The 24,092-nt window shown below is 39.3% G+C and carries 25 protein-coding genes; 6 read left to right on the forward strand and 19 right to left on the reverse strand.

Features of this window, described 5'->3' with window-relative positions:
• Nucleotides 1-134: 134 nt before the first annotated feature.
• The 5 genes from alaS to CAPGI0001_RS01815 all read right to left on the reverse strand — a co-directional run bounded on the left by alaS (nucleotide 135) and on the right by CAPGI0001_RS01815 (nucleotide 6,324).
• Complete coding sequence (alaS, locus tag CAPGI0001_RS01795; RefSeq protein ID WP_002666075.1) at nucleotides 135-2,768, reverse strand: alanine--tRNA ligase; 2,634 nt, start codon at nucleotides 2,766-2,768, stop codon at nucleotides 135-137.
• A 71-nt stretch (nucleotides 2,769-2,839) separates the two neighbouring features.
• Nucleotides 2,840-3,781, reverse strand: a complete 942-nt coding sequence (locus CAPGI0001_RS01800; protein ID WP_002666050.1) for a hypothetical protein — start codon at nucleotides 3,779-3,781, stop codon at nucleotides 2,840-2,842.
• Between the two features lie 70 nt (nucleotides 3,782-3,851).
• On the reverse strand, nucleotides 3,852-4,634 hold the full coding sequence (murI, locus tag CAPGI0001_RS01805; protein ID WP_002666058.1) for a glutamate racemase: 783 nt from the start codon (nucleotides 4,632-4,634) through the stop codon (nucleotides 3,852-3,854).
• 38 nt (nucleotides 4,635-4,672) lie between these two features.
• A complete protein-coding gene (locus tag CAPGI0001_RS01810; RefSeq protein ID WP_040359346.1) occupies nucleotides 4,673-5,302 on the reverse strand; it encodes a hypothetical protein in 630 nt (209 codons plus the stop codon).
• 98 nt (nucleotides 5,303-5,400) lie between these two features.
• Nucleotides 5,401-6,324 carry an SPFH domain-containing protein gene (locus CAPGI0001_RS01815; protein ID WP_002666021.1) on the reverse strand — a complete coding sequence of 308 codons (924 nt, stop codon included), beginning with the start codon at nucleotides 6,322-6,324 and terminating at the stop codon, nucleotides 5,401-5,403.
• Nucleotides 6,325-6,454: 130 nt separating this feature from the next.
• Here CAPGI0001_RS01815 and CAPGI0001_RS01820 point away from each other — a divergent pair, with 130 nt between their 5' ends.
• The 3 genes from CAPGI0001_RS01820 (at nucleotide 6,455) to CAPGI0001_RS01830 (ending at nucleotide 8,986) form a co-directional block, all read left to right on the forward strand.
• Nucleotides 6,455-7,042, forward strand: coding sequence for a bifunctional nuclease family protein (locus CAPGI0001_RS01820; RefSeq protein WP_232781102.1), 588 nt, complete (start codon nucleotides 6,455-6,457; stop codon nucleotides 7,040-7,042).
• 51 nt (nucleotides 7,043-7,093) lie between these two features.
• The gene (locus CAPGI0001_RS01825; RefSeq protein ID WP_394363710.1) at nucleotides 7,094-8,446 is read left to right on the forward strand and encodes a NupC/NupG family nucleoside CNT transporter; all 1,353 of its coding nucleotides are present in this window, start codon (nucleotides 7,094-7,096) and stop codon (nucleotides 8,444-8,446) included.
• 63 nt (nucleotides 8,447-8,509) lie between these two features.
• Nucleotides 8,510-8,986, forward strand: coding sequence for an S-ribosylhomocysteine lyase (locus CAPGI0001_RS01830; protein ID WP_002666004.1), 477 nt, complete (start codon nucleotides 8,510-8,512; stop codon nucleotides 8,984-8,986).
• Between the two features lie 185 nt (nucleotides 8,987-9,171).
• Here CAPGI0001_RS01830 and CAPGI0001_RS01835 read toward each other — a convergent pair whose 3' ends face one another.
• From CAPGI0001_RS01835 to CAPGI0001_RS01855, 5 genes are all read right to left on the reverse strand, one after another.
• Complete coding sequence (locus tag CAPGI0001_RS01835) at nucleotides 9,172-9,918, reverse strand: ABC transporter ATP-binding protein (protein ID WP_002666085.1); 747 nt, start codon at nucleotides 9,916-9,918, stop codon at nucleotides 9,172-9,174.
• 8 nt (nucleotides 9,919-9,926) lie between these two features.
• The gene (locus CAPGI0001_RS01840) at nucleotides 9,927-11,153 is read right to left on the reverse strand and encodes an efflux RND transporter periplasmic adaptor subunit (protein ID WP_002666033.1); all 1,227 of its coding nucleotides are present in this window, start codon (nucleotides 11,151-11,153) and stop codon (nucleotides 9,927-9,929) included.
• Nucleotides 11,154-11,202: 49 nt separating this feature from the next.
• Complete coding sequence (locus CAPGI0001_RS01845; protein WP_002666011.1) at nucleotides 11,203-12,513, reverse strand: TolC family protein; 1,311 nt, start codon at nucleotides 12,511-12,513, stop codon at nucleotides 11,203-11,205.
• Nucleotides 12,514-12,738: 225 nt separating this feature from the next.
• The gene (locus CAPGI0001_RS01850) at nucleotides 12,739-15,015 is read right to left on the reverse strand and encodes an inorganic phosphate transporter (protein ID WP_002666018.1); all 2,277 of its coding nucleotides are present in this window, start codon (nucleotides 15,013-15,015) and stop codon (nucleotides 12,739-12,741) included.
• Nucleotides 15,016-15,049: 34 nt separating this feature from the next.
• Nucleotides 15,050-16,063 (reverse strand): o-succinylbenzoate synthase, encoded by a 1,014-nt coding sequence (locus CAPGI0001_RS01855; protein ID WP_040359350.1) that lies wholly within the window; start codon nucleotides 16,061-16,063, stop codon nucleotides 15,050-15,052.
• 78 nt (nucleotides 16,064-16,141) lie between these two features.
• On the opposite strand from CAPGI0001_RS01855, the gene gldB reads away from it, so the two are divergent.
• The 3 genes from gldB to CAPGI0001_RS01870 are packed head-to-tail and all read left to right on the forward strand — an operon-like array spanning nucleotide 16,142 to nucleotide 18,426.
• Nucleotides 16,142-17,095: a gliding motility lipoprotein GldB gene (gene gldB, locus CAPGI0001_RS01860; protein WP_002666015.1), complete on the forward strand. Its 954-nt coding sequence runs from the start codon at nucleotides 16,142-16,144 to the stop codon at nucleotides 17,093-17,095.
• Nucleotides 17,096-17,098: 3 nt separating this feature from the next.
• Nucleotides 17,099-17,431, forward strand: coding sequence for a gliding motility protein GldC (gldC, locus tag CAPGI0001_RS01865; RefSeq protein WP_002666006.1), 333 nt, complete (start codon nucleotides 17,099-17,101; stop codon nucleotides 17,429-17,431).
• Nucleotides 17,432-17,442: 11 nt separating this feature from the next.
• A complete protein-coding gene (locus tag CAPGI0001_RS01870) occupies nucleotides 17,443-18,426 on the forward strand; it encodes a Gfo/Idh/MocA family oxidoreductase (protein ID WP_002666035.1) in 984 nt (327 codons plus the stop codon).
• Between the two features lie 221 nt (nucleotides 18,427-18,647).
• Here the strand turns inward: CAPGI0001_RS01870 and CAPGI0001_RS01875 are convergent, their stop codons facing one another.
• From CAPGI0001_RS01875 to CAPGI0001_RS01915, 9 genes are all read right to left on the reverse strand, one after another.
• The gene (locus CAPGI0001_RS01875; RefSeq protein ID WP_040359352.1) at nucleotides 18,648-18,959 is read right to left on the reverse strand and encodes a hypothetical protein; all 312 of its coding nucleotides are present in this window, start codon (nucleotides 18,957-18,959) and stop codon (nucleotides 18,648-18,650) included.
• A gap of 99 nt (nucleotides 18,960-19,058) precedes the next feature.
• Complete coding sequence (locus CAPGI0001_RS01880; RefSeq protein ID WP_040359355.1) at nucleotides 19,059-19,601, reverse strand: hypothetical protein; 543 nt, start codon at nucleotides 19,599-19,601, stop codon at nucleotides 19,059-19,061.
• 3 nt (nucleotides 19,602-19,604) lie between these two features.
• Nucleotides 19,605-20,219, reverse strand: coding sequence for a CDP-alcohol phosphatidyltransferase family protein (locus CAPGI0001_RS01885; RefSeq protein ID WP_002666010.1), 615 nt, complete (start codon nucleotides 20,217-20,219; stop codon nucleotides 19,605-19,607).
• A gap of 67 nt (nucleotides 20,220-20,286) precedes the next feature.
• Nucleotides 20,287-20,595, reverse strand: a complete 309-nt coding sequence (locus tag CAPGI0001_RS01890; RefSeq protein WP_040359356.1) for a hypothetical protein — start codon at nucleotides 20,593-20,595, stop codon at nucleotides 20,287-20,289.
• Between the two features lie 216 nt (nucleotides 20,596-20,811).
• Nucleotides 20,812-21,429: a hypothetical protein gene (locus CAPGI0001_RS01895; protein ID WP_002666031.1), complete on the reverse strand. Its 618-nt coding sequence runs from the start codon at nucleotides 21,427-21,429 to the stop codon at nucleotides 20,812-20,814.
• Between the two features lie 70 nt (nucleotides 21,430-21,499).
• On the reverse strand, nucleotides 21,500-22,162 hold the full coding sequence (locus CAPGI0001_RS01900; RefSeq protein WP_002666012.1) for a leucine-rich repeat domain-containing protein: 663 nt from the start codon (nucleotides 22,160-22,162) through the stop codon (nucleotides 21,500-21,502).
• 205 nt (nucleotides 22,163-22,367) lie between these two features.
• A complete protein-coding gene (locus CAPGI0001_RS01905) occupies nucleotides 22,368-22,736 on the reverse strand; it encodes a hypothetical protein (RefSeq protein WP_002666009.1) in 369 nt (122 codons plus the stop codon).
• A 7-nt stretch (nucleotides 22,737-22,743) separates the two neighbouring features.
• Nucleotides 22,744-23,232, reverse strand: coding sequence for a hypothetical protein (locus CAPGI0001_RS01910; protein ID WP_002665992.1), 489 nt, complete (start codon nucleotides 23,230-23,232; stop codon nucleotides 22,744-22,746).
• 13 nt (nucleotides 23,233-23,245) lie between these two features.
• Entirely contained in the window at nucleotides 23,246-23,905 is a 660-nt protein-coding gene (locus tag CAPGI0001_RS01915) for a transmembrane-type terpene cyclase (RefSeq protein ID WP_002666016.1), read from the reverse strand.
• Nucleotides 23,906-24,092: the final 187 nt, after the last annotated feature.

Raw genomic sequence — 24,092 nt, forward strand, 5'->3', positions numbered from 1 at the left:
ATACAAATAAGATCATTCCTTAAAGATGCAATAAATTACGTCTCTACCCTAACACAAGCTCTAAGAGACAAGGTTTTTGTAGAGACGCAATTCATCACTTCTTAAAAAGTTATAGAAATTTGCTTTTCAACGTGTTATAACAATGTTTTTACTTTTTCCAAAGCTTCAGCGATACCTTCCGGTTTTCTACCCCCTGCGGTAGCAAAGAAAGGCTGACCTCCTCCGCCTCCTTGGATATATTTACCCAACTCGCGTACGATTTTTCCAGCATCTAAGCCTTTGCTTTGGGTCAATTCCTTATTGATATAGCACAAGAGTAGTGCCTTACCATCTTCTTGTGTAGCTCCGAAGAGAATAAAGGCATCTTTGACTTCTTCCCCAAGCATAAAGGCTAAATCCTTGAGAGTAGCGATATCCAAATCCAAACGTTTTGTCAAGCATTGTACACCTGAGATAGTTACAAACTCACCCTTGAGCTCACCCTTGAGCTGTTTGGCCTGTTCTCTCTTGAGTTGTTCCAACTCCTTATGCAGGCGAGCATTCTCCTCTTGTAAGTTAGTAATGGACTTGATAGGATCTTGTGGATTCTTGAGCGATCCCTTGATTTCTTCCAAGAGCTTTTCTTGTAATAAGAAGTGCTTAAGAGCCCCCGCATTGGTAATAGCTTCTATACGGCGTACCCCAGCAGCTACTGCTCCTTCGGAAACAATCTTGAAGAACCAAATATCTCCTGTATTCTTTACGTGAGTACCTCCACAGAGTTCTCGGCTTTCACCAAACTGTATCATACGTACTTTCTCCCCATATTTTTCTCCAAAGAGTGCCATAGCTCCTGCTTCCAATGCTTGTTGTATAGGGATATTGCGATGTTCCTCAAGAGGAATCTTTTCATAAATACGCTTGTTCACCAGGCGTTCTACCTCGGTAAGTTCCTCGGGGGTGAGCTTGGCGAAGTGAGAAAAGTCAAAGCGTAAGGCCTCTGGTGATACATGAGAGCCCTTTTGCTCTACATGAGTACCCAATACCTCCCTTAGTGCCTGATGCAGCAAGTGAGTGGCACTATGATTGGACTGAGCCAAAGCACGTCCCATAGGGTGTACTTCAGCCTTGAACGGATCATTGAGATTTTCTGGCAGATGCTCTGCTATGTGTATAATGAGGTTATTTTCTTTCTTGGTATCTGTAATGTAGATTAGCTCACCATTGGCAGCTTGTAGGGTACCACGATCTCCTACCTGCCCTCCTCCTTCGGGGTAGAAAGGGGTAGTGTTGAACACCAATTGGTAAAGGGTTCCATCCTTTTGGCTCTCTACCTTACGATATTTGACCAAGCGAACCATTGCTTCCAATGTGTCATAGCCAATAAATTCCTCTTCTTCATCATCACGGAGTACTACCCAATCTCCTGCTTTTACCTGAGCCGCAGCACGAGAGCGCTCCTTCTGTTTTTGGAGATGTTCCTCAAAAGAAGCCTCGTCCAAAGTCATTCCTCGCTCGGAGAGAATCAGTGCAGTAAGGTCTTTGGGGAAGCCATAAGTATCATAGAGTTCAAAAGCTTTACTACCAGAGAGCTGCTTGTCAGAGGCATTCTGTATCATCACATCGAGCATCAGTAAGCCCTGCTCTAAAGTACGCAAGAAAGAAGCTTCTTCTTCCTTAATCACACTAACAATCAACAAAAACTCTTTTTCCAACTCTGGGAAAGTACCACCCATTTGTTTGGTCAAGGTTTCTACCAACTTGTAGATGAAAGGTTCTTTCTGCCCTAAGAAAGTGAATCCATAACGAATAGCACGGCGTAAGATACGACGAATGACATAGCCTGCCCCATTATTAGAAGGCAATTGTCCATCAGCAATCGCAAAGGATACCGCCCTGATATGATCAGAGATCACACGTATGGCTATATTAATCTGTTCTTGTTCTGGAGTGAGTTGTATACCATTAGTGTAACGAGTCTTAGTAATCTCTTCTACTTTGTGGATCAGAGGCGTAAATACATCTGTATCATAGTTGGACTGCTTGCCTTGTAGCACCATACAAAGGCGCTCAAAGCCCATACCTGTATCTACATTCTGAGCAGGGAGCTTTTCCAAAGAGCCATCAGCCTTACGATTGAACTCCATGAAGACATTATTCCAGATTTCAATCACCTGAGGATGGTCATTATTAACCAAGTCTCGACCTGCTACCTTAGCTTTTTCTCCGTCTGAGCGGATATCCACATGAATTTCAGAACAAGGACCACAGGGGCCTTGGTCTCCCATTTCCCAGAAATTATCCTTCTTGTTCCCCAAGAGGATATGATCCTCGGCAATACGTTCCTTCCAAATGTCATACGCTTCTTGGTCAAAAGGCACTCCTTCTTCGGGACTTCCTTCAAAAACAGTTACATATAGGTTTTCCTTAGGGATCTTATACACTTCGGTGAGCAATTCCCACGCCCAAGTGATGGCTTCCCTCTTAAAATAATCACCAAAAGACCAGTTGCCCAGCATCTCGAACATGGTATGGTGGTAGGTATCACGCCCTACTTCCTCCAAATCGTTATGTTTTCCAGATACACGAAGGCATTTTTGGGTATCCACTACCCGTTTTTGCTTAGGCTTGGCATTGCCTAAGAAAAACTCTTTAAACTGGTTCATCCCTGCATTGGTAAACATCAGGGTAGGGTCGTTCTTAATTACCATAGGAGCAGAGGGAACAATCACATGTCCCTTGCTCTCAAAGAATTTTAGAAATAATTCTCTTATCTCTTGTGAGGTCATAATTTATTCCTTTTTAAGCCCGCAAATATACAATAAATAATCATCAAATGCAATATAGCCACTGCTTTTTTCTACAAAGATTGTTCCTTTAGCTTTCGAGAAAAATAGTAATGAAGTCTTTCTAACAAAAAATCCTTATCAAAAAAAGTTTTTGTGTAGTATGTTATAAATATTTTTATCAGAGCCCCGTCTTGCTCCAAAGAAAAAGGAAAAATACTCATAAAAGCCATTAAGGCATCCCTTGTATAAGAATTATTCAGTGCTGGCTTGTCTATTCTGTAGATTTCTGAGAGTATTTCTTCTCTTAGATATTTGGAACGTAACAGAAAATCTTCCGAAAGAAGATTTTCTTTTTGAATATCTATATATCGCTTAGCATAATTGGTAGGCATAGGCAAGCTACTTATATAGCTTTCTTCATTGAGAATGACATCAATCATAAATGTTACTTCTACTTTGAGGAAATCAAGTGCTTTTTCTCTTCCAATGACATTCTTTTTATGATACCGGCTCACCGCAGTTACATAGCTCATAATAGCCTCGATGGTTGTAGGATCTATTTCCTCAAAACGCCCCAACTCTCCAAAAAAACTTTTGAGCTTGTCAAGCAAAAGCTCTTGAGGAAATCCTAAAAGAGATAAGCTGCCACAAGTATATTCCATCATCAGATCATCCTGCTCCGGTTCATCGATAAAACAATGCTGCACCACACCAATAGTATCCCAATCTTCTTTGGTCTGTAAAAGCGAAAAAGAAAAAACTCCATTGAAAAAAGTTTCCCTATATAATTCCTCTGCTTTCTGAGAATAAGTATCATAATCATTATCACTCTTTATATTCTCTAACTGTTTTTGGATTGCTTGATGAGAAATGGGATACCTACTTAGGTTAAGCAACGGGAGAAAATAAGCAGCAAACAAAGCCTCTTTTTTGATAAAGGATAATTCTCCATAAAAGTTCTCATAACAGAAATCGCTGCATTTTTCTAAATATAAGTTATATTGGCTTTGCATATCTGATATTATTACCTTTCTTTCAAAAGAAGTATCTGTGGATAAATGTTCTCAATGACAAAGGATATTTTCAAAAATCCTCATAGAGTACCCTCACTCCCTCAGGAGCAAAGGATTGTAGTATCTCCGCATTTTTATTAGTCAGCCACAGGTGAGAGGGCACGTGCTCTTCTTTTTTGGCAAGTAGATTGTTTTGGGAGAGGATACGCTCTGTCTGCTTAGCTACAGCTTGAGCAGAGTCCATAATACGGACATTCTCGGGCAAAATTTCGGAAATAAGAGAGGTAAGATAAGGATAATGGGTACAGCCCAAAACCAAATAATCCATTCCCTCAGCTACCATAGGGCGGAGGTATTGCTCCAAGAGTGCCATCATCTCAGGGGTGTCTATCTTTCCTTCTTCTATGAGTGGTACCAGCCCTATCCCTTCTTGCTTAAGTACATTAATCCCTTTATCAAGTAGTTGCTGACAGGTGTTGGCAAAGAAAGCACTCTTTAGAGTACTCTGTGTAGCCAGTACCCCTATGGTCTTGGTTTGGCTATAGAGTCCTGCTGGCTTGATTGCAGGCTCTATCCCTATAAAAGGCACCTTATACTTAGCCCTAAGGTGAGTTATAGCATTGGTTGTAGCGGTATTACAAGCTACAATAATGAGTTTGCTATGATGGTCTAATAAATATTCCGTGTTCTTTTCGCACAGGGCAATAATCTCCTCTGAGGACTTTTCTCCATAGGGAGCATTGAGACTATCCGCTAAGTATAAAGTACTCTCCCAAGGAAGCTGTCTTACCACCTCCCTCCAGATAGTAGTACCTCCTACTCCTGAATCAAATAAACCAATAGGACTTATCAATGATTAATGATTAATAGTTAATGATCAATGATTTAAAACTACTTTAATTCTTTTTCTACAATAGTAATGAGCTGTTGTGGTGTAATAAAGTTGTTTAGGAATTTTTCTAATTTTCCTTCTTTGTTAATTTCGCTAAAGAACGTTTCATGGTCAGTACTGAATACTGTAGGGTTTTCAGGATTTGGGTCATTAATAGCGATGTAATAACCATCGGGATAACCTTCTGAGGCTAATAGATGAATAAAATTGGGATGCAGTTCCTTGGTAAGCTTAGTTATCTGATACAAATCAACAAACTCTTCATTTGAGAAATGTAGATACCATTGCTGATAGTCAGCAGTTCCTTCTTGGAAAGGGGTGAAAGGTTGTCCTATCCATTGTGCTCCCACTGGCTCATTTTGAGGAGAATAAAAATGAGCTACTAACTGACGGCGAAACTCATCCTTATCCTCTTTGTATAATTCCCTATGAGCTTCTATAAAGTCATTAAGTCCATAGATGGGCTCATCATCCTCACCTAACGACCAATCATCAAAAGCATCATCCCATTGATAAAGAGGAGTATTAAAAGTAATTGCTGATAGATCCTCTCTCAAGGAAGTACCTTTCACCTGACTTATATCTCCTCCAAGAGTCTCAATACGAGCTAAAACTTTTTTACCTAACATATTTTTCTTTTTCCTAAAAATCATGATTAAAACATAAATGACCTCCCTTATAACCTAAAATATAAGGGAGGTTAGAATGATCCTATGATTATTTATCTCTATTCTCTTTTCTTGTCATTTTCCTTACGCATGATTTCTCCTATCTGGTTGGAGGCTGCAAAGGAAGCAATCATATTGTTCAGCATTTCAGCACCTGCTTGTGGAGAGTTCGGTAAGAGGATAAGGTTGCTCTTGGTATCCTGTCCTACGGACTGTAGGGTATCATAGTGTTGTGTTACCACTATCAGTGCGGAAGCCTCTTGTGAACTGATACCTACTTTGTTGAGAACATCGACACTCTCTACCAAACCACGTGCGATTTCACGACGCTGATCCGCGATACCTTGCCCTTGTAAGCGCTTACTTTCGGCCTCTGCTTTAGCTTTTTCTACAATAAGAATACGCTGTGCATCCCCTTCATATTGTGCAGCCACTTTCTCACGTTCGGCTGCATTGATACGGTTCATAGCTGCTTTTACCTGAGCATCTGGATCTATATCAGTAACCAAGGTCTTGATAATATCGTATCCATAAGTTTCCATGGATTCTTGCACTTCACGCTTTACAGCGATAGCAATATCATCTTTCTTAACAAAGACATCGTCCAACTTCATCTTAGGCACTTCCGCACGTACCACATCGAATACATAACTGGTTATCTGATCATGAGGATATTCAAGCTTATAGATGGCATCATATACCTTGTCTTTGATCACGACAAACTGAACAGAGACTTTGATTTTAACAAAAACATCGTCCAGTGTTTTGGTTTCCACAATCACGTCCAGCTGTTGAATCTTAAGACTTATACGTGCTGCAATCTTGTCAATCACAGGGATTTTCAGTTGTAATCCTGAATGGCGAATACTTTGGAACTTTCCAAAACGCTCTATAGATACGGCTGTTTGTTGCTTTACAGTAAAGAACAAAGAAAACAATATAAACAAGCCAAACAAAAGGAAAATTACAGGTACGTAACTCATAACAAATATATTTTATTTTCGCGCAAAGATACAACATTTTATTTTAAAAAACAAGCGAAATTTCACCCTACTAAAGGTTGTAAAAATAAATAATTTTACCTAATTTTGCAGCCTATTACCCGCCACTATTATGGAATGGATTCAAATGTACATAAAATCATTGGGCAATATGTCTGCCAGCAGCTATGTCGTTCTACTCAAAGAGAGTCATGGCAAGAGATTAGTGCCCATTATGGTTGGAGAAAATGAAGCTATGGCTATCCAATATAACCACTTCAAAAGCACGGCCATCAGCCATCCTTCTATTTACAATGTGATGCTGGAGATACTGGAAAGAAATGAGCTGCATATCACTCAAGTACAGATTTCGGAATTCAAAGAAGGTAATTTCTTCTGTCATCTTCTTTGTGAAGATGAGATGGGTACTACCTCCTATCCTATCCGTGTGGCCGATGGACTGGTAATGGCCATCTGTGCCAATGTCCCTATCTACATGGTCTCCGAATTGGTAAAAAGATATGGCTCTACCTCCCGAGGGAAAGAGGATTTCACTGAGACGGAACCCGAAGAAGAGAGCACAAGGCCTGCCAGCAAAGATGAACTAAAGCGCTACCTCACAGCCGAGCTAGAGCGGCTTATGGAATCTTCTCTTATGGAAGAGAATTATGAGATGGCTGCCAAAATCCAAAAAGAACTAGACCGAAGAAAGAAAATATAACACAAATTGTCTATGAAACTTATATATGTTTTTACACTTTTGCTTTCCCCAATGCTGGGAATAGCACAATCGCAAGGAAATACAATCATTCCAAGCGAGGGTATGAGTTTGGAAAGTGTCCTTAGGGGTGTCTTAGGAATGTGTGTGCTACTGATGATTGCCATCCTCTTTAGCCACAATCGCAAAGCCATCGCTTGGAAGACTGTCGGTATCGGGCTGGCTATACAATTGCTCTTAGCCTTTGGTGTACTACGAGTAGCATGGGTGAGAGAACTCTTTGAACTGGCTGGACGCTTTTTCCTTCTGATCTTGGACTTCACCAGAGCTGGTAGTAATTTCCTCTTTGGAAACTTGATGGATATAAACGGGATTGGATATATCTTTGTTTTTCAGATACTCCCTACCATCATCTTCTTCTCTGCTCTTACCTCTATCCTATTCTACTATGGCATCATTCAGCTATTCACTCGAGGATTGGCCTGGGTACTAAGTAAATCACTAAAAATCTCAGGAGCAGAGAGCCTTTCAGTTACAGGGAATATTTTCTTAGGACAGACAGAAGCTCCACTGATGATTAAGTCCTTTTTGGAGAAGATGACCAAGAGTGAGATTCTGCTTGTAATGATTGGTGGTATGGCTACAGTAGCAGGAGGCGTATTGGCCTCCTATATCAACTTCTTAGGAGGAAATGATGATGCATTGAAATTAGAATTTGCCAAGCACCTATTGGCAGCTTCAGTCATGGCAGCCCCTGGTGCAGTGGTTATCTCCAAAATACTCTATCCACAGGATGAACCAATTCCTACAATGTATGAAAGCTCCCATGAGAAATACGGAAGCAATATCCTCGATGTCATCAGCACAGGTACTAGTGAAGGACTAAAATTGGCTGCCAATGTAGGAGCTATGCTCTTAGTCTTCGTTGCGCTAATTGCTATGGTCAATTACTTCCTTGGCTGGGTAGGAGAGATTACCCACCTGAATGGGATAATCAGTAATAGCAGTATACTCCCTTATGACCGGTTCTCCTTGGAGATGATTTTAGGCTCTATCTTCTCCCCTATTATGTGGCTAATAGGTGTAGCCAAAGAAGATATGATGTTAGTGGGTCAGCTCTTAGGAATCAAGTTAGCTGCCTCTGAATTTGTCGGCTATACTCAGTTGGCTGTATTGAAAAACCCAGAAGCTCCCATGCACCTAATGTACCAAAAATCGGTGATTATGTCCACTTATTTGCTATGTGGTTTTGCCAACTTTGCCTCTATCGGGATACAGATAGGCGGGATCGGATCTCTTGCTCCTAACCAGCGTAAGACCCTTTCTGAGTTTGGACTCAAGGCAGTATTGGGAGGAACCCTTGCCTCTCTAATGTCTGCCACTATTGCCGGAATGATCTTAGGATAGTAAATTCAATTGTTAAAATTATCAATACTAAACTAATCATTAATCATTGATCATCATAAAAGAATGGAAAGAATAGCAAGTTTTTGTGTAGACCATCTCAAGTTACAGCGTGGGATTTACCTTTCTCGTAGAGATGTTGTAGGTCAGGAAGTGATTACTTCTTTTGATATTCGTATGAAAGCCCCCTACCGTGAACCCGTATTAGGAGGAGCTGAAATACATACTATGGAACACTTGGCAGCCACTTGGCTACGCAATAGTGATTGGAAGGATAAAATCATCTATTGGGGACCTATGGGCTGTATGACAGGACATTATCTGATTCTTGCAGGAGACTATACTTCTAAAGATATAGCCCCGCTGATCATCCGTCTGTTCGAATATATGGCTAATTTCGAGGGAGACATCCCCGGAGCTTCTGCGGTAGAATGTGGCAATTACTACAACAACAACCTCCCTATGGCCAAGTATGAAGCCAAGAAATATTTAGATGAGGTACTCTACCAGCTTAAAGAGGAGAATCTGAATTATCCTGAATAATAAAAAAAAGAGGCTGTCCGAAAAATCTTATTCCTGAAAGGCGATTTGCAAATCGCTCCTACAACAGAACCCAAAACAACTAATTTTCAATAGAATAAAATTTTAAAATATTCGATTAAACCTTGAAAAATACTGTTTTTGGACTTTTCGGACAGTCTCTTTCCCTTTAGAGAATGTTAGCTTTGCTATTCACTAAAACCTGATTTTATCTTTCGTAATTCCTCTTTAGCATCAAACCTATTTTCTATAAGATTATCCTTGATGATATTGCCGTCCTTAAGTACCACGGTACGCTTGCTGAATTGGGCAATGTCGTCCTCATGGGTTACGAAGCCTATAGTACTCCCCTTATCATTAAGTTCTTGGAAAAGTTCCATTACTTCATAGGAAGTACGGGTATCTAGATTCCCAGTAGCCTCATCAGCCAGAAGGATTACAGGGTCATTCACTAAGGAACGAGCTATGGCCACACGCTGCTGTTGCCCTCCTGAAAGTTCACTGGGCATATGGTGCAGGCGTGACTCCAATCCTACCTTTTTCAAAGCCTCTATAGCACGATCCCGACGTTCTTTGGCCGAGATTTTAGGGTTATACATCAGGGGAAGTTCCACATTCTCAATAGCGGAAGTACGTGCCAAGAGATTATAAGCCTGAAAGATAAAACCTATCTTGGTATTACGCACATTCGCCAGTGAGTTCTTGGACATATTTCTCACTGAAATACCATCTAGTATATAATCCCCCGAAGTAGGTCTGTCCAAGCATCCTAAAATATTCAACAGAGTAGATTTCCCAGAGCCGCTAGGTCCCATAATAGTAACAAACTCTCCCTCATAGATATTCAGGTCAATCCCCTTGAGCACATGTAGGGTCTCTCCCCCCATCTTGAACTCCCTTCTGAGGTCTTTTATCTCAATAATTGTCTTTCCCATGATTTCCTCTATTTAGCTTTGCTATTGTCACGTCGGCGCATCTTTGGCATAAAAGGACTTGCCCCATTTTGATCTCCCTGAGCTGTTTTGGCTGTAGGATTCATAGCCGAGAGGGAGGTAACCACCTCTTCCCCTTGGGAGAGACCACTGACCACCTCTACATTGATACCATCATTGTTTCCTATCACAATAGCTTTCTGAGAGAGACTTCCATCGGGCTGTTCCACCCATACATGCTTGTTCTTTCCCTTACTGCGTTCTACCTTGGGGGTTGGTACATTAATTCCTTTTTGTGCATAATATTGCGCTAAGAGTGCCAAATCTGGAGAAAAGTTAATAGCCTTGTTATTGACGATGGTAACTCCTTTGAGTTCGTTGGTATAGATCACTATAGTCGCTGTAAGTCCAGGTTTTAGTTTCTCCTGAGGATTCTGTGCATCCACAATCACAGTATAGGTTACTACATTGGAAGTAGTGGTAGGCGAAAGCCTTACTTGTGATACTTCCCCCTGAAATTCCTCTAAAGGATAGGCATCGACAGTAAAGGTGACGCGCTGTCCTACTTTCACCTGACCTATATCTGCCTCATCCACATTAGCCTCCACTTGCATTTTTTTGATATCTTTGGCAATTTTAAAGAGGGTAGGAGCACTCATGGTAGCGGCCACAGTCTGACCAACTTCTACCTCCTTACTAAGAATAATCCCATCGATAGGGGCATAGATACTGGCATAACCGAGGTTTGTACGAGCCTGATTGAGCATAGTGAGTCGTTGTGTAACTGCTGCCTTAGCATTATGGAGCTGATAGTAGGCCTGCTCATAGTCAGCCTTGCTAATAATCTGGTTATCATACATATTTTTCTTACGCTCATAATTCTGTTGGTAGTAAGTTACCTCATTGAGCGCAGCGTTGTAGTTGGCTTGAGCATTGATAACATTCTCTTGTAGGTTGGTCTTATCCAATTCGGCTAAGAGTTCTCCTTTTTTCACTTGGCTGTTGTAGTCTACATATATCTTGCTCACCAAGCCAGAAACCTGAGTACCTACCTCTATCTCATCAACAGGCTGTACACTTCCTGTGGCGGTAACCTCCGTAGTTACATCCCCTTTTTCTACTTTTTCTTTCTGTATCTCAATGATTGCAGGTTTTTCCGTAAAGAAAAAACGATATGCTCCATAGCTCACTCCTGCAAGCAATAGGACAATTATAGATGTTTTTATTATCTTCTTCATTCCGATTTAGTCTTTAGTCTTTAAGTTCTTAGTTCTTAATCTTCAGTTATTAGTTATTGATCATTATTTCCTTCCCTTGATAGAAATTCAATAATTGTTGGTAGAGTAAGACCATATATTTATTCTGTAGGTACGTTTGCTCAGCATTAAGGTAGGTATTTCTACTAACAAGGAGTTCGGTATTGGTTAAGTTGCCAAACTCATGTTTTTTCTGAGCCAATTCGTAGGCCAATTTTGCATTATCCCGTGCTGTTTTGGAAGCTACCTCCTGTGCTTGACGGGTAGTAGCGTTGTGCCAAGCGGTCTCTATTTTAGTATAGAGGTCTTTTTCTGCTTGTCGGCGATCCAGCTCCGCTTGGGATTCGGCTATTTTGGCTAAAGCGACATTATTTCTGTTCTGATAGCGAGAAAAAATAGGAATATTAAGTGATAAACCAACCGTTTCCCCAAAGTTATTTCTCAATTGCTCCATATACTTATCAGCAGCTCGGTCAGAATACCCTGTATTGAGACCTGCACTAAGGGTAAGAGAAGGCAAATACCCCGATTTAGCGATTTGAATATCCTTTTGAGCTATTTCTTTTTGTTTTTCATACACCTTAGTATTAGGCAAATGCTGTAATGCTTGCCTAAATATCTCCTCTTTATTCTCAATAGGAGCACTAACTTCCTCCTTCTGAATAATTTCTATTTTGAAATCTGTTCCTATAGGCAACTCCAAGAGCTGCTTGAGAGCAAGCACCTGAGTCTCATATTGGTTTTGTGCTAATATAATATTATACTGATTGTTAGCATTTTGAGTTTCTATCTCGATAAGGTCAATCTTGGCGATAGCTCCATTTTCAAAACGCTTACGAGCCTGAGCGAGTTCTTCCTCGGAGGAGCGAGCTGTATTCTTAGCCGCAGTGATATTCTCATATTGATAGAGTGCTTGTAGGTATGCCTCCAAGACACTCAGGGTGATGTTGTTCTGAGCTTCCTTCCTATACAACTCACTTTGTTCCAATACCAATTGGGTACGTTCTGCCTGCAATCCGAGCTTTCCTCCTTCATACAAAGGCAAAGATGCATTCACCCCAAAGCTGTTGGTGAAGGTTGTTTGGTTCACCCTATCATTGGTAATCTGGTTAATTACCGAACCATTGTTCACATTGGCAGAAGCATTAGCCGCTACACTCGGCAGGCGATTACTCTTAGCCTGATGAAGATTGATAGAGGCCGTTTGTTGACTAAGTTCTGTCTTTTTTACAGATATATTATTAGTTACAGCATAGTTGATACAATCAGTAAGCGACCATGTCTTCTCTTGAGCCCACATAGGTAAGGACAAAAGAGCTACAAAGATAATTTTGTATTTCATTTTTGATGATTGTTTTTGAGCTACAAAAATACTCTTTTTTTTACAAAAAAGAAATATATAAGGAAAAATATATTTTAACACCCCACCGACACAACAAAAGCTCCCTGATTGTACGAATCAAGGACTTTTCTCTTAGGAAATCACAATAGATATTATTGTCTTGTAAATCAAAACACTAAAAAAGTGCCTATAGTCAATTCTATAAGCACTTTTATTAATCATTTGTTATTTTTCATTTGTCATCGTCCTGAACTGGTCTTTGAAGTTCTTAAAGAGCGTCATAAGGTTGATGATAGAGCGAATCAGTACACGAGTTTCGAGGAGCAAACTAAAATATAGCTTAGTATTCTTAGGACTGGACTCGGTAGTACGGATGTCGCGTATCTGCTTTTCTATCAGCTCAGAGATCTCGTCCTTAATACTGCTAACATCCTTGATTAGCTGTGTGGTAGAGTTCGAATACATGGAAACATTCAGTATCTCCAATATCTTCTGGAACTGCTGCTGCATTTTCTCAGAGATTGTTTTAAGATTTCGTATATGATTGTATTTTAGTTTCTTATGATTGTTATCCACATGAGTATAGCTGGTATCGGCTATGAAGCTAATAGAGTTGGACATACTGTGTAGATAGTCCAAGATAAGAATATAGAACTTACTGGAAGTCACTGAACTATCATCGATAGAACGGATAAAGTAATAGATATCACTCTTGAGGTCTTCTATATCGGAGGTGAGCGCCTTGGCTCGCTTTTTACAAGCTTTGAGCCCTTTGTGATTTTCTACTGCCAGATTATCTATCACTTCACGGTAGAGCTCATCAATGGTCTGCACAGCCCCAGCGATATTCTGGGAGCTGAGCTTCATGATTCCACTAATGGTGATAAGGTCTTCCTTGTTAAAGCGTTTCTTTTGAGCTTCTTTTTCCTTGCGTTGTTTTCTGCGATAAGCAATAGCATTGCGCACTACCAAGTAACCAACAAGGAATATCATGGTAATCAGTCCATATATTTCCCCATAGAAAAGAATCACTGCAATTCCCAATCCCATGACAAAGGCTGCTCCAGCGGTGAGGAACCACCCCCCTATGACATTGAATACTCCTGCCACACGGAATACGGCTGATTCTCTCCCCCAAGCCCTATCGGCAAGAGAAGTACCCATAGCCACCATAAAAGTAACATAGGTAGTCGAGAGAGGCAACTTCAAAGAAGTACCCACAGCGATAAGGCTACTGGAGACAACCAAGTTGATCGCAGCTCGGACGACATCATACGCTGGCTTATCTATAGAATCACTTTTTTCTTCCTCTGGTTTTTCAAAGCGGCTATGGATATACTTCAAGGTACGCTTAGGGATAAGAGCCTCAATCATGGAAGTAACCCATACACTAAAGCGAACAATCCCACGGGAGAGCCCTGTAGCCTCAAACCGTTCCTTGCCCCCTCCTTGTTGGGAGAGCTTCATCTCGGTTTGCATCACATTGAGTGCCTTTTTAGAGAACCAAATGGTAAGTATCATCAGAGTCCCTGCTATGATGAGAAAGATCTGAGGGGTCTGTACATTCTCCCTGAGGGCTCCCATGGTCATGGACTGCTCTGGAGTTCCCGCGGCTTCCCACAGCTGGAAAGAATCCCAAGCAGCTACAGGTACCCCAATAAAGTTTACCAAGTCATTACCCGCAAAAGCCATTGCCAGCGCAAAGGTACCTGAGAGAATCACCACCCGCCAGATACTTACCTTATACCAATAAAGTACCTGTCCCAAGATAAAAAAGCCAACAAAGAAACAACCCAACAGTAGGAGAGTGTTCTGATCTATCCAATCCAAAAGCTCCTTATGCATAAAAGACAAACCACTCAAGCCCTTGATGACAAGAAAATAGCTTAGCGCAGTGAGTGCAATCCCCCCTACAATACCGCTAAAGTAGCGCATGCGTTTTTCAAAGTCAAAAGTAAAGAGTAGTCGGGTGAGGAATTGCACCAAAGACCCCACAACAAAAGCGATAAAAACCGAGACAAAGATAGCCACAATCACCTGCCCTACCTTGTCCGTATTGATATAGTTTCTGACTCCATCTATCACGTACAGCAGTCGGTCTTTTTCTTTGAGTTCCTTGACAAAAGCAACCCCTACAGAAGCCCCTAAGAGCTCGAAAACGATAGAAATTGTTGTGGAAGTAGGAAGTCCTAACGTATTGAAGAAGTCCAACAGGAGAATATCGGCCAACATCACTGTGGCAAAGATCACCATCAGTTCCTCGAAGTAAAACATCTCTGGGTTGAAGATACCCTTCTTGGCTATCTCCATCATCCCATTGGAGAAGATAGCCCCTATTCCCACCCCTATACTGGCCACAATCATGATAGTGCGAAGCCGTGCCGCTCTGGAACTAAAGGCCGAGTTCAGGAAGTTCACAGCATCATTGCTCACTCCTACCACAAGGTCAAAAATAGCAAGGGCAAAAAGGGCTGAGAGGGTAAAAATATAAACCTGTTCCATTCTTTGTATTTTGGTGCAAATATATTACATTTTTTTATTTTATCCACCATAGTTTCCCATTTTTTACTTGCAAAGAACTTGGGAAATTATTTGTATACAGACTACCTGTTCCCAAGCCTTGTGGTAAGGGGTTTTCCAGAGTATATGTCCACTGTGCTATAGCCGAAAGTCCTATGTTGCCCTCCAGAGCGGAGGTAACCCACCAGCCGATATTTTCTTTCTCTGCCAAGGCTATCCACTCTTCACTTCCTCTGTACCCCCCTATAAGCGAAGGCTTTAGAATAATATAAGCAGGTTTTATCCATTGGAGTATCTCCTCTTTTCGAGAAGGACAAGCCACTCCTATAAGCTCCTCATCTAAGGCAATTGGCAAAGGAGAGGTCTCACATAGGCGTACCATCGCCTCATATTGTCCTGCTCGGATAGGTTGTTCTATGGAATGAATCTGTAAGTCCGAGAGCCTCTTGAGCTTCTCCAAGGCATCCGTAGGAGAAAAAGCCCCATTGGCATCCACCCGAAGCTCTATCTCGGAAGAGGTAAATTGCTGGCGAATACCCTTGAGGAGTGCATACTCTGTCTCGAAGTCTATAGCTCCGATTTTCATCTTGATACAGCGGAATCCCTGAGAGAGTTTCTCCCGTATCTGCTGCTGCATGAACTCCTTATCGCCCATCCAAATAAGACCATTGATAGGAATAGCCTCCTTGCCTTGGGTAAAAGCAGAAGGAAAAAGTACCCCCTCCTCTTGAGCTTCCAAGGAGAGAAAAGCCTGTTCTACCCCAAACTGTATAGAGGGATAACTCTTGAGCTCATCCCATAGAGCTTCCTTCCCCAACGAGATATGTTGGCAAACCCATAGGAGCTTACTCCGTTCGTAATCAGCAATATTATCTATACTCAACCCTGGGAGTGGGCTGCATTCGCCTATGCCAAATCGTCCGTCGTGCTCTATAGTGAGCAGCCAAGTAGGTTTTTCGGTCAGCACCCCACGAGAGGTACCCGCAGGACGCTTAAATTGTAAGATGTGTTTTTGGAAAATTGCCTTCATCTCTCTTGAAATAAACAGATGACAAAAGTAGTGATTTTCTTTGTAAAAAAATAAAATATTTTTTCTTACCTTTGCACGATGAAAACAAACCATTTTTTACTTTTTATTTTACTGATAGCCTTGACTGCTTGTGATAGAACCGAACGTGCCATCTCCCAGATCCCAATGGATGTGAAGGTCTTGCGTATGGATTCTATTTTCTTCCATACCCCTGTGAAAGAACTACCCCTTATCAAAGCAAAGTATCCCCTATTCTTCCCTGAAAATACCACAGATGAAGAATGGGCTAAGAAGCAATCCGACTCCCTACAGAAAGAGCTTTTCTCGGAAATAAACAAGACCTTTGGAGATTTTTCCGATCAAAAGAAAACAATAAAGAGTATCTACCAACATATTAAGTATTATTTTCCTCAGTTCACTCCTCCTAAGGTAGTTACCCTAACCTCCGATGTAGATTATTCATCACGTGTGATCTATGCTGACAGCCTATTGCTAATAGGGGTAGATAATTACTTAGGGAGCAAACATCGTTTCTACAGTGATATGGAAGCATATATTGCTCAGGAATTGGACAAAAAATACCTCCCTGTAGATGTAGCCCTTTCCTTTGCTGAGGCTATTATTCCTTCCTCAAGGAATACTACCTTCTTAGATGCAATGATTCATGAGGGAAAAGTGCTCTACTTAGCTCATAAGTTTCTGCCTACAGTCTCCGAGGAAGACCTACTAAAGTATACCTCTGAAAAATACCAATGGACAGAGGAGAATGAAGCACAGATATGGCGCTACTTCATAGAAAATCAACTTCTATATAGTACCGATAGGAAAATACTGACCCGCTTTATCGATATGGCACCTTTCTCTAAGTTCTACTTGGAGCTGGACAATCAATCCCCTGGGGGTGTAGGGCGGTATATTGGACTTCGGATTGTCACCCAATATATGGAAAAACACCCCGATGCTCTACAGAAATTAGGAATTATCCCTACCGAAGAACTCTTCAAAGAAGCAAATTACAAACCTAAAAAATAGAAAATGAATCATACTTCTGAAATAAAATTACAAGTCGAGCTGGATGAGAATCGTATTCCTGAGCGCCTTTTCTGGGAGGCACCTGATGGAGGAATCGCTCACCAGGAGGCCAAGGCTCTATTCCTTTCCGTATGGGATCACAAGAGTAAGGAAGCTCTTCGGATAGACCTATGGACAAAGGACATGCCTCTGGAGGAAATGAATATTTTCTTCTATCAAACATTCCAAACCATGGCTGATACATTCTACAAGGCAACTCAAGATCAGAAAATGACCGACACAATGCGGGATTTCTGTGATTACTTTGCCGAAAAAATGAATATTACTAAGAAATAAGCTATCTAAAGATGAAAAATAAACTAAAAGTAGGGGTATTGGGTGCAGGACACTTAGGAAAAATACACCTAAAACTCCTTAACCAATCCGAGAGATATGAACTTATAGGTTTCTACGATCCTAATAAAGAGCAAGCGCAGAAGGTAGTAGCCGAATTTGGTTATACTTACTTCGATAGTATAGAGAGGCTCATCGAGGCAGTAGAGGTAGTGGATATCGTAACCCCTACCCTATCCCACTATGAGTGTGCGCTGAAGGCTATTGCCGCCAAGCGAAATATTTTTATAGAGAAACCCATTACCAGCACTGTAGCCGAGGCAGAAGAAATATACCGACTACTGGAAGCAAACCAGCTCAAAGGGCAAGTGGGGCATGTGGAGCGTTTCAATCCTGCTTTTCAAGCGGCTAAGCCGTCCATAGCAAACCCTATGTTCATTGAGGTTCACCGCTTGGCGGAGTTCAACCCAAGGGGTACCGATGTTTCCGTAGTACTTGACCTAATGATTCACGATATAGATGTGCTCCTAAGTGTAGTGGATTCGCCTGTAAAGCATATAGAAGCCAGTGGAGTAGCTGTCATTAGCAAATCACCTGATATTACCAATGCTCGTATAGAATTTGAAAATGGCTGTGTGGCCAACCTTACTGCCAGCCGTATTTCGATGAAGAATATGCGCAAGAGTCGTTTCTTCCAGAAGGATGCCTATATCTCTGTGGATTTCTTAGAAAAAAAGGTAGAAGTCATCCATATGAAAGATGCTCCTGAGCACCCCAGTGAATTCGATATGATTCTCCAGAATAATGAGGGCGAACGCAAGCAAATCTACTTCGAATACCCAGAGGTACAACCTACCAATGCTATTCTTGAGGAATTAGAAACCTTTGCCGATGCTATAGAGCACAACACCACTCCTGTAGTGACCTTCCTACAAGGTACCAAAGCATTGCGCCTTGCCAAAGATATCATCACAAAAATAGAGGAAAATTTTAAATAAACTCATGAGTGAATGAGGAGAATTCACTCATTCACTCATTGATTCAAAAGGCGTTTTCAATTGGTGTTTTCGTACTTTCCCTCTCGCTGGCGCGAGCGTGTCGCTCGTGTCTCTATTGCCCCTAATTCATTGCCTAATTAGTATTATAACATTAGTTATCAGTATATAGGAACCTTGATAATGCATTTATCGTATTCCAATTTCTATATATTATATTGTTTTTACCATAAGGTGGTTTTATACTTTTCCATATAAAAGATATTGAATAAGACAAAGAACTCATCCAAAGCCTTTTCTTCTGTTTCAAATTTATAATAAAGTATATTAGCCCAACCTCTAGAGTCGCCTCTCATATTATACCTTTTTCTTAGCCATTCACAAAATTCTGTGTATAAGACACTAGCTTTTACATCTTCCTCGGTATCACGATAATGCCAACCATTAATAAAAGCTTCTAAACAAAATACATTGTGAATTCCAATAAATAATTCCGGAATAGGCTTAATAAGTTTTATAAGTTCTATTATTGTCATATTGAAAATAGTTTTTTGTTTCTGTGTTATATATATTAGGTATAAAGTCTAAAGGATTTCTCTCACTGACTCGCGCCTGTGGAAGACTTTATTTCTTTTTTATTTAGCTATACAATAAATATCATTTGCAATAGTTAGGAATTTTCCTTGCTCTCCATTAAATTCTTCTGAAGCAGATAAAAAGCAATAATAATTAGGTTCTGGATGTTCAGAGATAGTATTTCTATTTAAGGTGGTTCTATATACTTTTTTACTATGTCTTTTTATCCAACTAAAAACTTCCTTTATCCAAGCCTCTGAATCTTCATCTTCAGAAAAACCATATAATTGCCCATTTTTAAGAAACTTCCCTTTTTCTATTGTCGATTTAAGTAATTGAATACGTCCTCTGCCAATTGGATGAAAATGAGCATATCCTTGAATGTTGTTATATTCTTTAGAATATTGTGGTAAAGAAACAATATTTGTATTTAACAGACAAATCTGTTTGGTTTGAGCCTCCAAAATATTTTTCAAAGGATTAATACTTTCATTAATTAATAGAGGTTTCGTATCAATTAGAATCGTTGTGACTTCTTTTAAGAAAGAAGTAAACACACCATAATCATTATCATTTGCAAAAAAATAGCATTTTCTTTTCATTTGTTAATTAAACAGTTTATGTTTCTTAATCTCTTTTCCTTTTCTCAGCAGATAAGCGTGGTAGCTACTCGGGATATCGTTCTGCCATTTAGGTAGTAACAAAATGATAAGAATGACATCCAATTGCGAGAAAAGTCCCCAATAGACCGCCAAGAGCAAGGGGAAACCTCCATAACCAAAGCCTATAAGCGAGATAAAAGCTACTAACAAACATACACCCCACAGTTTGGAAAGAAAAGCGTGTGTACAAGTTTCTTTGCCAAATCGCCAAAAACTCACCCCATAGCAGAGTCCTTCCATTACAAAAAGGGCAATAATTTCATAACGATAGGCTGCTATCAAAGTGGGGTTGAGATGATAACAAGCCACGCCCACAGACAGCCAAAATATCAAATCTGTTTGGCTATCCATTCGCCGCATTGCCACGGTGCAGACCCCCATATAGCGCGCAATAATCCCATCGAAGATATCCGACAATAGTCCTAAAACGATAAAAACTACTATCCATAGCCTTGCGGTGGGTTCTTCTGCCTTATACGCCACCCACAGAATAGTAGGGGCTAACAAAAACCGAAATAATATCAGTAGGTAGGGTAATTTTTTTAATAGTGTTTTCATTATTCAAATACGATTTTGCCAATAGAAATCTTTTGTATTAGTATGTTGCATTTTTAAATATTACCCTTTACCATAGACTTGTTTTGTATTTTTCTTTATAAAAAGTATTGAATAAGACGAAGAACTCATCCAAAGCCTTTTCCTCAGTTTCAAATTTATAATAAAGGATATGAGCCCAACCCCTACTATCATTCATATTATATCTTTTACGTAACCACTCATAAAAGTCTGTGTATAAAATATCTGCCTTTACATCTTCTTCTTCATCACGGTAATACCAACCATCAATAAATACTTCGAGGTTAAATATACTATGCTTTCTGATAAATAATATGGGAAAGGGTTTAATTTGCTTTATAAGTTCTATAATAGTCATATTGAAAATAGTTTTTTGTTTCTGTGTGTTATATTAGGTATAAAGTCTAAAGGATTTCTCTCACTGACTCGCGCCTGCGGGGGATACGGATAAATAGAATCAAGGAATCCTTTTTAAGGGCAATTTGCAAATCGCCCCTACAGTAGCATGCAAAATAACTAATTATCTCCCTCTCAGTTGGTTATAGAGCTACAAGAAACGCACCAGCGGGGGAATTTAGTTTTCAATAACATCTCCTACTTCTAAAAATACAACATTACTAAATCCTCTTTTTTCTATATATTCTTTTACATTTTCTGTACATAAAAGAAAAGTACTTTTTTCTATTCTGAAAAAATCAAAATCTCCAAGCTCTCGCTTGTCAATAAATATACCTTTTCCAAGTTCTCTTGGTGTATGTTTTGTACCAAATAGGGTTTCTTCTCCAATATAGTCTTTTATCCAATCTTTTCCATCATTTCCCTTACTCATTATTACAGTACTTTGAGGTAATATAGGAATGTTGATTTTAGAATAGATATGTACCAAATCGACCTCTTCTTTAGGTAGCCATCTTAATCTATGGATATTTTTTGCTACTATCTCTTTTGGATTTTTATGCCACTCAAGCTCTCCTATCTCCAAACTTTCAAACTTTTGTTTGAGTTCCTTTGCTATTTCTCTTTTACATACAATATACCCACCATATAAAAAATCAGGAATACCATTCCCTTTGGAATGGTAATCATTCCAAGTCACTTTTATATATTCTCCTTTTTCATAAGGTTGTCCCATTTGAGCGTGAATACTAGCATAAATAGGATCATTTCCACCTCTTATTTTATATATCTTCATTGTTTCTATATTGTACCGCTTAATAATAGATTAAGATTTCACCACTATCTCTAAAACATTACTTATTTGTTTATATAACAGATACTTTTATTTTATTTCTAAGATTTTCAATAAGATTATAATTGCGAATCTTTGCACATTTCTCTATAGTTATATTTTTTAAATAATTCATTTTTTCAATAGCTTGTATATCCTCCAATTGATTATTCCTTGCTAAAAAAAGCTCTTCTATAGGTAAAAGTTCAATACCCTCTAATGTCTGTATCTTAGAACTATAAATATGTAACACTTTCAAGTTCAACAATGGAGACATTTGCTTCAAATCTAAGCCTGAAAATTTAGAAAAAACTATACTTTTTAGCCCGTTTGCTTTGTTAAAACAATCCAGCCCATTCCAATATTCCGCCCCAATATGCTTGATATTAGGAAATTTAGAAATATCTATTTTGAATTTCTGTTTTTGCTGAAAGTATATCTTCTGAATATCCTTCAATGAATATATGGAGTCTAAGTTGATGATTTCTGTGGTATTGCCTACAAAAGAAATCACCTTTAAAGCAGGTATTTTTTCTAACTCCTTAAAATCAATGCTATTACATTTTGTATTATTTCTTAATTGAATTTGAGGAATATCCACTTCTGCAGCATATTCAATTCCTTCTCTAAAACTTTCTCCATAAATAATCAAGTATTTACCGTCCAAATTTTCTCTTATAGTTTTGTCTAATAACATTTTATACTGTTTTTTTCTTGATTAAACCACTGGTGCGAGCCTGTTGCTCATACGCTTATCATTAGGCTTTAGCTCTTTGCATTGCACTGCTTGGCAGGTTGAAGAATTTACCAACACATCTGAACATTAGCAAACACAAAATTACTAATTTTCGGGAATTTTTACTATTATAGAAAAAGTTTAAACGGCTTCTATATTAAGTTTTTTAATGTGATTCAGAATCGGGGGCTAAAGTACAGCCTTCATATTTGCCTTCGTGAAAGTACTCATAAGCACAGGCTTCCAATTCCCCACAATCGGAAATAAGATTACCTTCTTCATCGTGTATTTTGTAAGTATGCTGGGTGTTGCCTATGCTACTTTCGCCATCTAATCCTAATAGAACACTGTAAAACACATCTGTTAAGAGGGTATCTATTACATCTTTAAGCTGCTCTTGCTGGATGCTACTGAGTGCCATTTCTTTTATTTTTGCATTTACAGCACTGGGGTATTGGGGCTGCTCTTCAAAGCAGGATTTTAGAATATTTAGTTTTTCAAGATAAAAATTCTTTGCAAATTCGTCGGAGGTCATAGAGTTGTTATTTTAAAATGATTCCTTTCTTTAAGTCTGCAATGTACTGCTTGTGTATGCTTGTAAATTGCTCTGGGGCTAACTTTAAGATGGCATAGAGCAGCTTGCGGTGAAAAGAATAATGATGGTTATACTCCATATAAGGCAGGGAGAGGTTAAAAGCCTTCTGTAAAGTAGCAACATTCGAGCTATTGCCGTAGGATTCAATTACATCCACAAGATCTTCGTGACTGTGATGCCAATCTTCTAAAAGCAAGTTTTCGTACTGGGGCAACAGCTTTTTTTCCTCACCCAATGTTGCGGCAAGAATGATAGCACACTCTATACGGCTGGCATTTTTATGGGTAATGGCATCATTTAGATAAGCTTTGAGCAGATCGATAAGAGTAGTGCCTTCAAGTAGTGGTTCTATATAATAAGGCAGGTCATACGTTCCTATTTCCTCGTTTATAAGGCGATCAGTAAGGGTGTCGAGTTCACTAAAGTTATATGACATATTAAGAAGGGTTTTAAGAGGTTTCAATTGTACGGGATTTTGTATTCCTTTTTATAAGTAATATACAAGTAATATACACTATATCTAACACAAAAATCATCAATCCTATGTATAATAAAAAGGTATTAGCTCCTCCAAGACGTTCACTACCTATCATTCCAAATAATATAGTGGGAGCTAATGTACCTATACATTTAGATATGCCTATAAGTATAGACTGAGAAGAAATTCTATTATTGTCTAAAGCCCAACCAATAAATAGTATAGACATTAATAGATTTTGTAAAAAGGCAGAATAACTACTTCCCATTATTAAACCAAATTCTCTGATAAAGGCATATTGTACTACAAATGAAATAAACAATATCACGATTCCATTCAAATAAAAGTATTTTTGGACAACTATAGGGCAGTATAATTTTCCATATTTGAAATAAGTAATGAGTATAAAGACATCACAAAATAACCATACAATATTAGCAATCATTTGGTCATTGATTCCAATTTCTTGATAACCAATTATAGTGCAAAGCAATTCCCAAGCAAAGTTTAAAGCTAATGCCCAAAAAGGAATAGCATAAGTTTTATTTCTAAAACCTATTCGAATAGCATCTACATAGACCACTGTCCAACAAATACCACTAAGGGCTACTAAAAATAATGTTGTATTCATGATGAAGTTATTCAAAAACGTTAAAAAATGAGTAATAATATTGTATTGAAAATCAAAAAGAAAACTACGCTCAATCCACTGTTGCCAAGTAGATAATGCTTACTACTTGTTTCATTCTTCAATAATACTTACGACTCCTACTTCGGCACCGAAGAGAGCCAATACTTGATTTACTTTATCCAAACGC

Source organism: Capnocytophaga gingivalis ATCC 33624 (genome assembly GCF_000174755.1).
GTDB lineage: Bacteria > Bacteroidota > Bacteroidia > Flavobacteriales > Flavobacteriaceae > Capnocytophaga > Capnocytophaga gingivalis.

Coding starts and splice junctions, on each gene's coding strand:
- alaS (WP_002666075.1), bottom strand. CDS start 2,768: ATGACCTCACAAGAGATAAGAGAATTATTTCTAAAATTCTTTGAGAGC.
- CAPGI0001_RS01800 (WP_002666050.1), bottom strand. CDS start 3,781: ATGCAAAGCCAATATAACTTATATTTAGAAAAATGCAGCGATTTCTGT.
- CAPGI0001_RS01810 (WP_040359346.1), bottom strand. CDS start 5,302: ATGTTAGGTAAAAAAGTTTTAGCTCGTATTGAGACTCTTGGAGGAGAT.
- CAPGI0001_RS01815 (WP_002666021.1), bottom strand. CDS start 6,324: ATGAGTTACGTACCTGTAATTTTCCTTTTGTTTGGCTTGTTTATATTG.
- CAPGI0001_RS01820 (WP_232781102.1), top strand. CDS start 6,455: ATGGAATGGATTCAAATGTACATAAAATCATTGGGCAATATGTCTGCC.
- CAPGI0001_RS01825 (WP_394363710.1), top strand. CDS start 7,094: ATGCTGGGAATAGCACAATCGCAAGGAAATACAATCATTCCAAGCGAG.
- CAPGI0001_RS01830 (WP_002666004.1), top strand. CDS start 8,510: ATGGAAAGAATAGCAAGTTTTTGTGTAGACCATCTCAAGTTACAGCGT.
- CAPGI0001_RS01835 (WP_002666085.1), bottom strand. CDS start 9,918: ATGGGAAAGACAATTATTGAGATAAAAGACCTCAGAAGGGAGTTCAAG.
- CAPGI0001_RS01840 (WP_002666033.1), bottom strand. CDS start 11,153: ATGAAGAAGATAATAAAAACATCTATAATTGTCCTATTGCTTGCAGGA.
- CAPGI0001_RS01845 (WP_002666011.1), bottom strand. CDS start 12,513: ATGAAATACAAAATTATCTTTGTAGCTCTTTTGTCCTTACCTATGTGG.
- CAPGI0001_RS01850 (WP_002666018.1), bottom strand. CDS start 15,015: ATGGAACAGGTTTATATTTTTACCCTCTCAGCCCTTTTTGCCCTTGCT.
- CAPGI0001_RS01855 (WP_040359350.1), bottom strand. CDS start 16,063: ATGAAGGCAATTTTCCAAAAACACATCTTACAATTTAAGCGTCCTGCG.
- gldB (WP_002666015.1), top strand. CDS start 16,142: ATGAAAACAAACCATTTTTTACTTTTTATTTTACTGATAGCCTTGACT.
- gldC (WP_002666006.1), top strand. CDS start 17,099: ATGAATCATACTTCTGAAATAAAATTACAAGTCGAGCTGGATGAGAAT.
- CAPGI0001_RS01870 (WP_002666035.1), top strand. CDS start 17,443: ATGAAAAATAAACTAAAAGTAGGGGTATTGGGTGCAGGACACTTAGGA.
- CAPGI0001_RS01875 (WP_040359352.1), bottom strand. CDS start 18,959: ATGACAATAATAGAACTTATAAAACTTATTAAGCCTATTCCGGAATTA.
- CAPGI0001_RS01880 (WP_040359355.1), bottom strand. CDS start 19,601: ATGAAAAGAAAATGCTATTTTTTTGCAAATGATAATGATTATGGTGTG.
- CAPGI0001_RS01885 (WP_002666010.1), bottom strand. CDS start 20,219: ATGAAAACACTATTAAAAAAATTACCCTACCTACTGATATTATTTCGG.
- CAPGI0001_RS01890 (WP_040359356.1), bottom strand. CDS start 20,595: ATGACTATTATAGAACTTATAAAGCAAATTAAACCCTTTCCCATATTA.
- CAPGI0001_RS01895 (WP_002666031.1), bottom strand. CDS start 21,429: ATGAAGATATATAAAATAAGAGGTGGAAATGATCCTATTTATGCTAGT.
- CAPGI0001_RS01900 (WP_002666012.1), bottom strand. CDS start 22,162: ATGTTATTAGACAAAACTATAAGAGAAAATTTGGACGGTAAATACTTG.
- CAPGI0001_RS01905 (WP_002666009.1), bottom strand. CDS start 22,736: ATGACCTCCGACGAATTTGCAAAGAATTTTTATCTTGAAAAACTAAAT.
- CAPGI0001_RS01910 (WP_002665992.1), bottom strand. CDS start 23,232: ATGTCATATAACTTTAGTGAACTCGACACCCTTACTGATCGCCTTATA.
- CAPGI0001_RS01915 (WP_002666016.1), bottom strand. CDS start 23,905: ATGAATACAACATTATTTTTAGTAGCCCTTAGTGGTATTTGTTGGACA.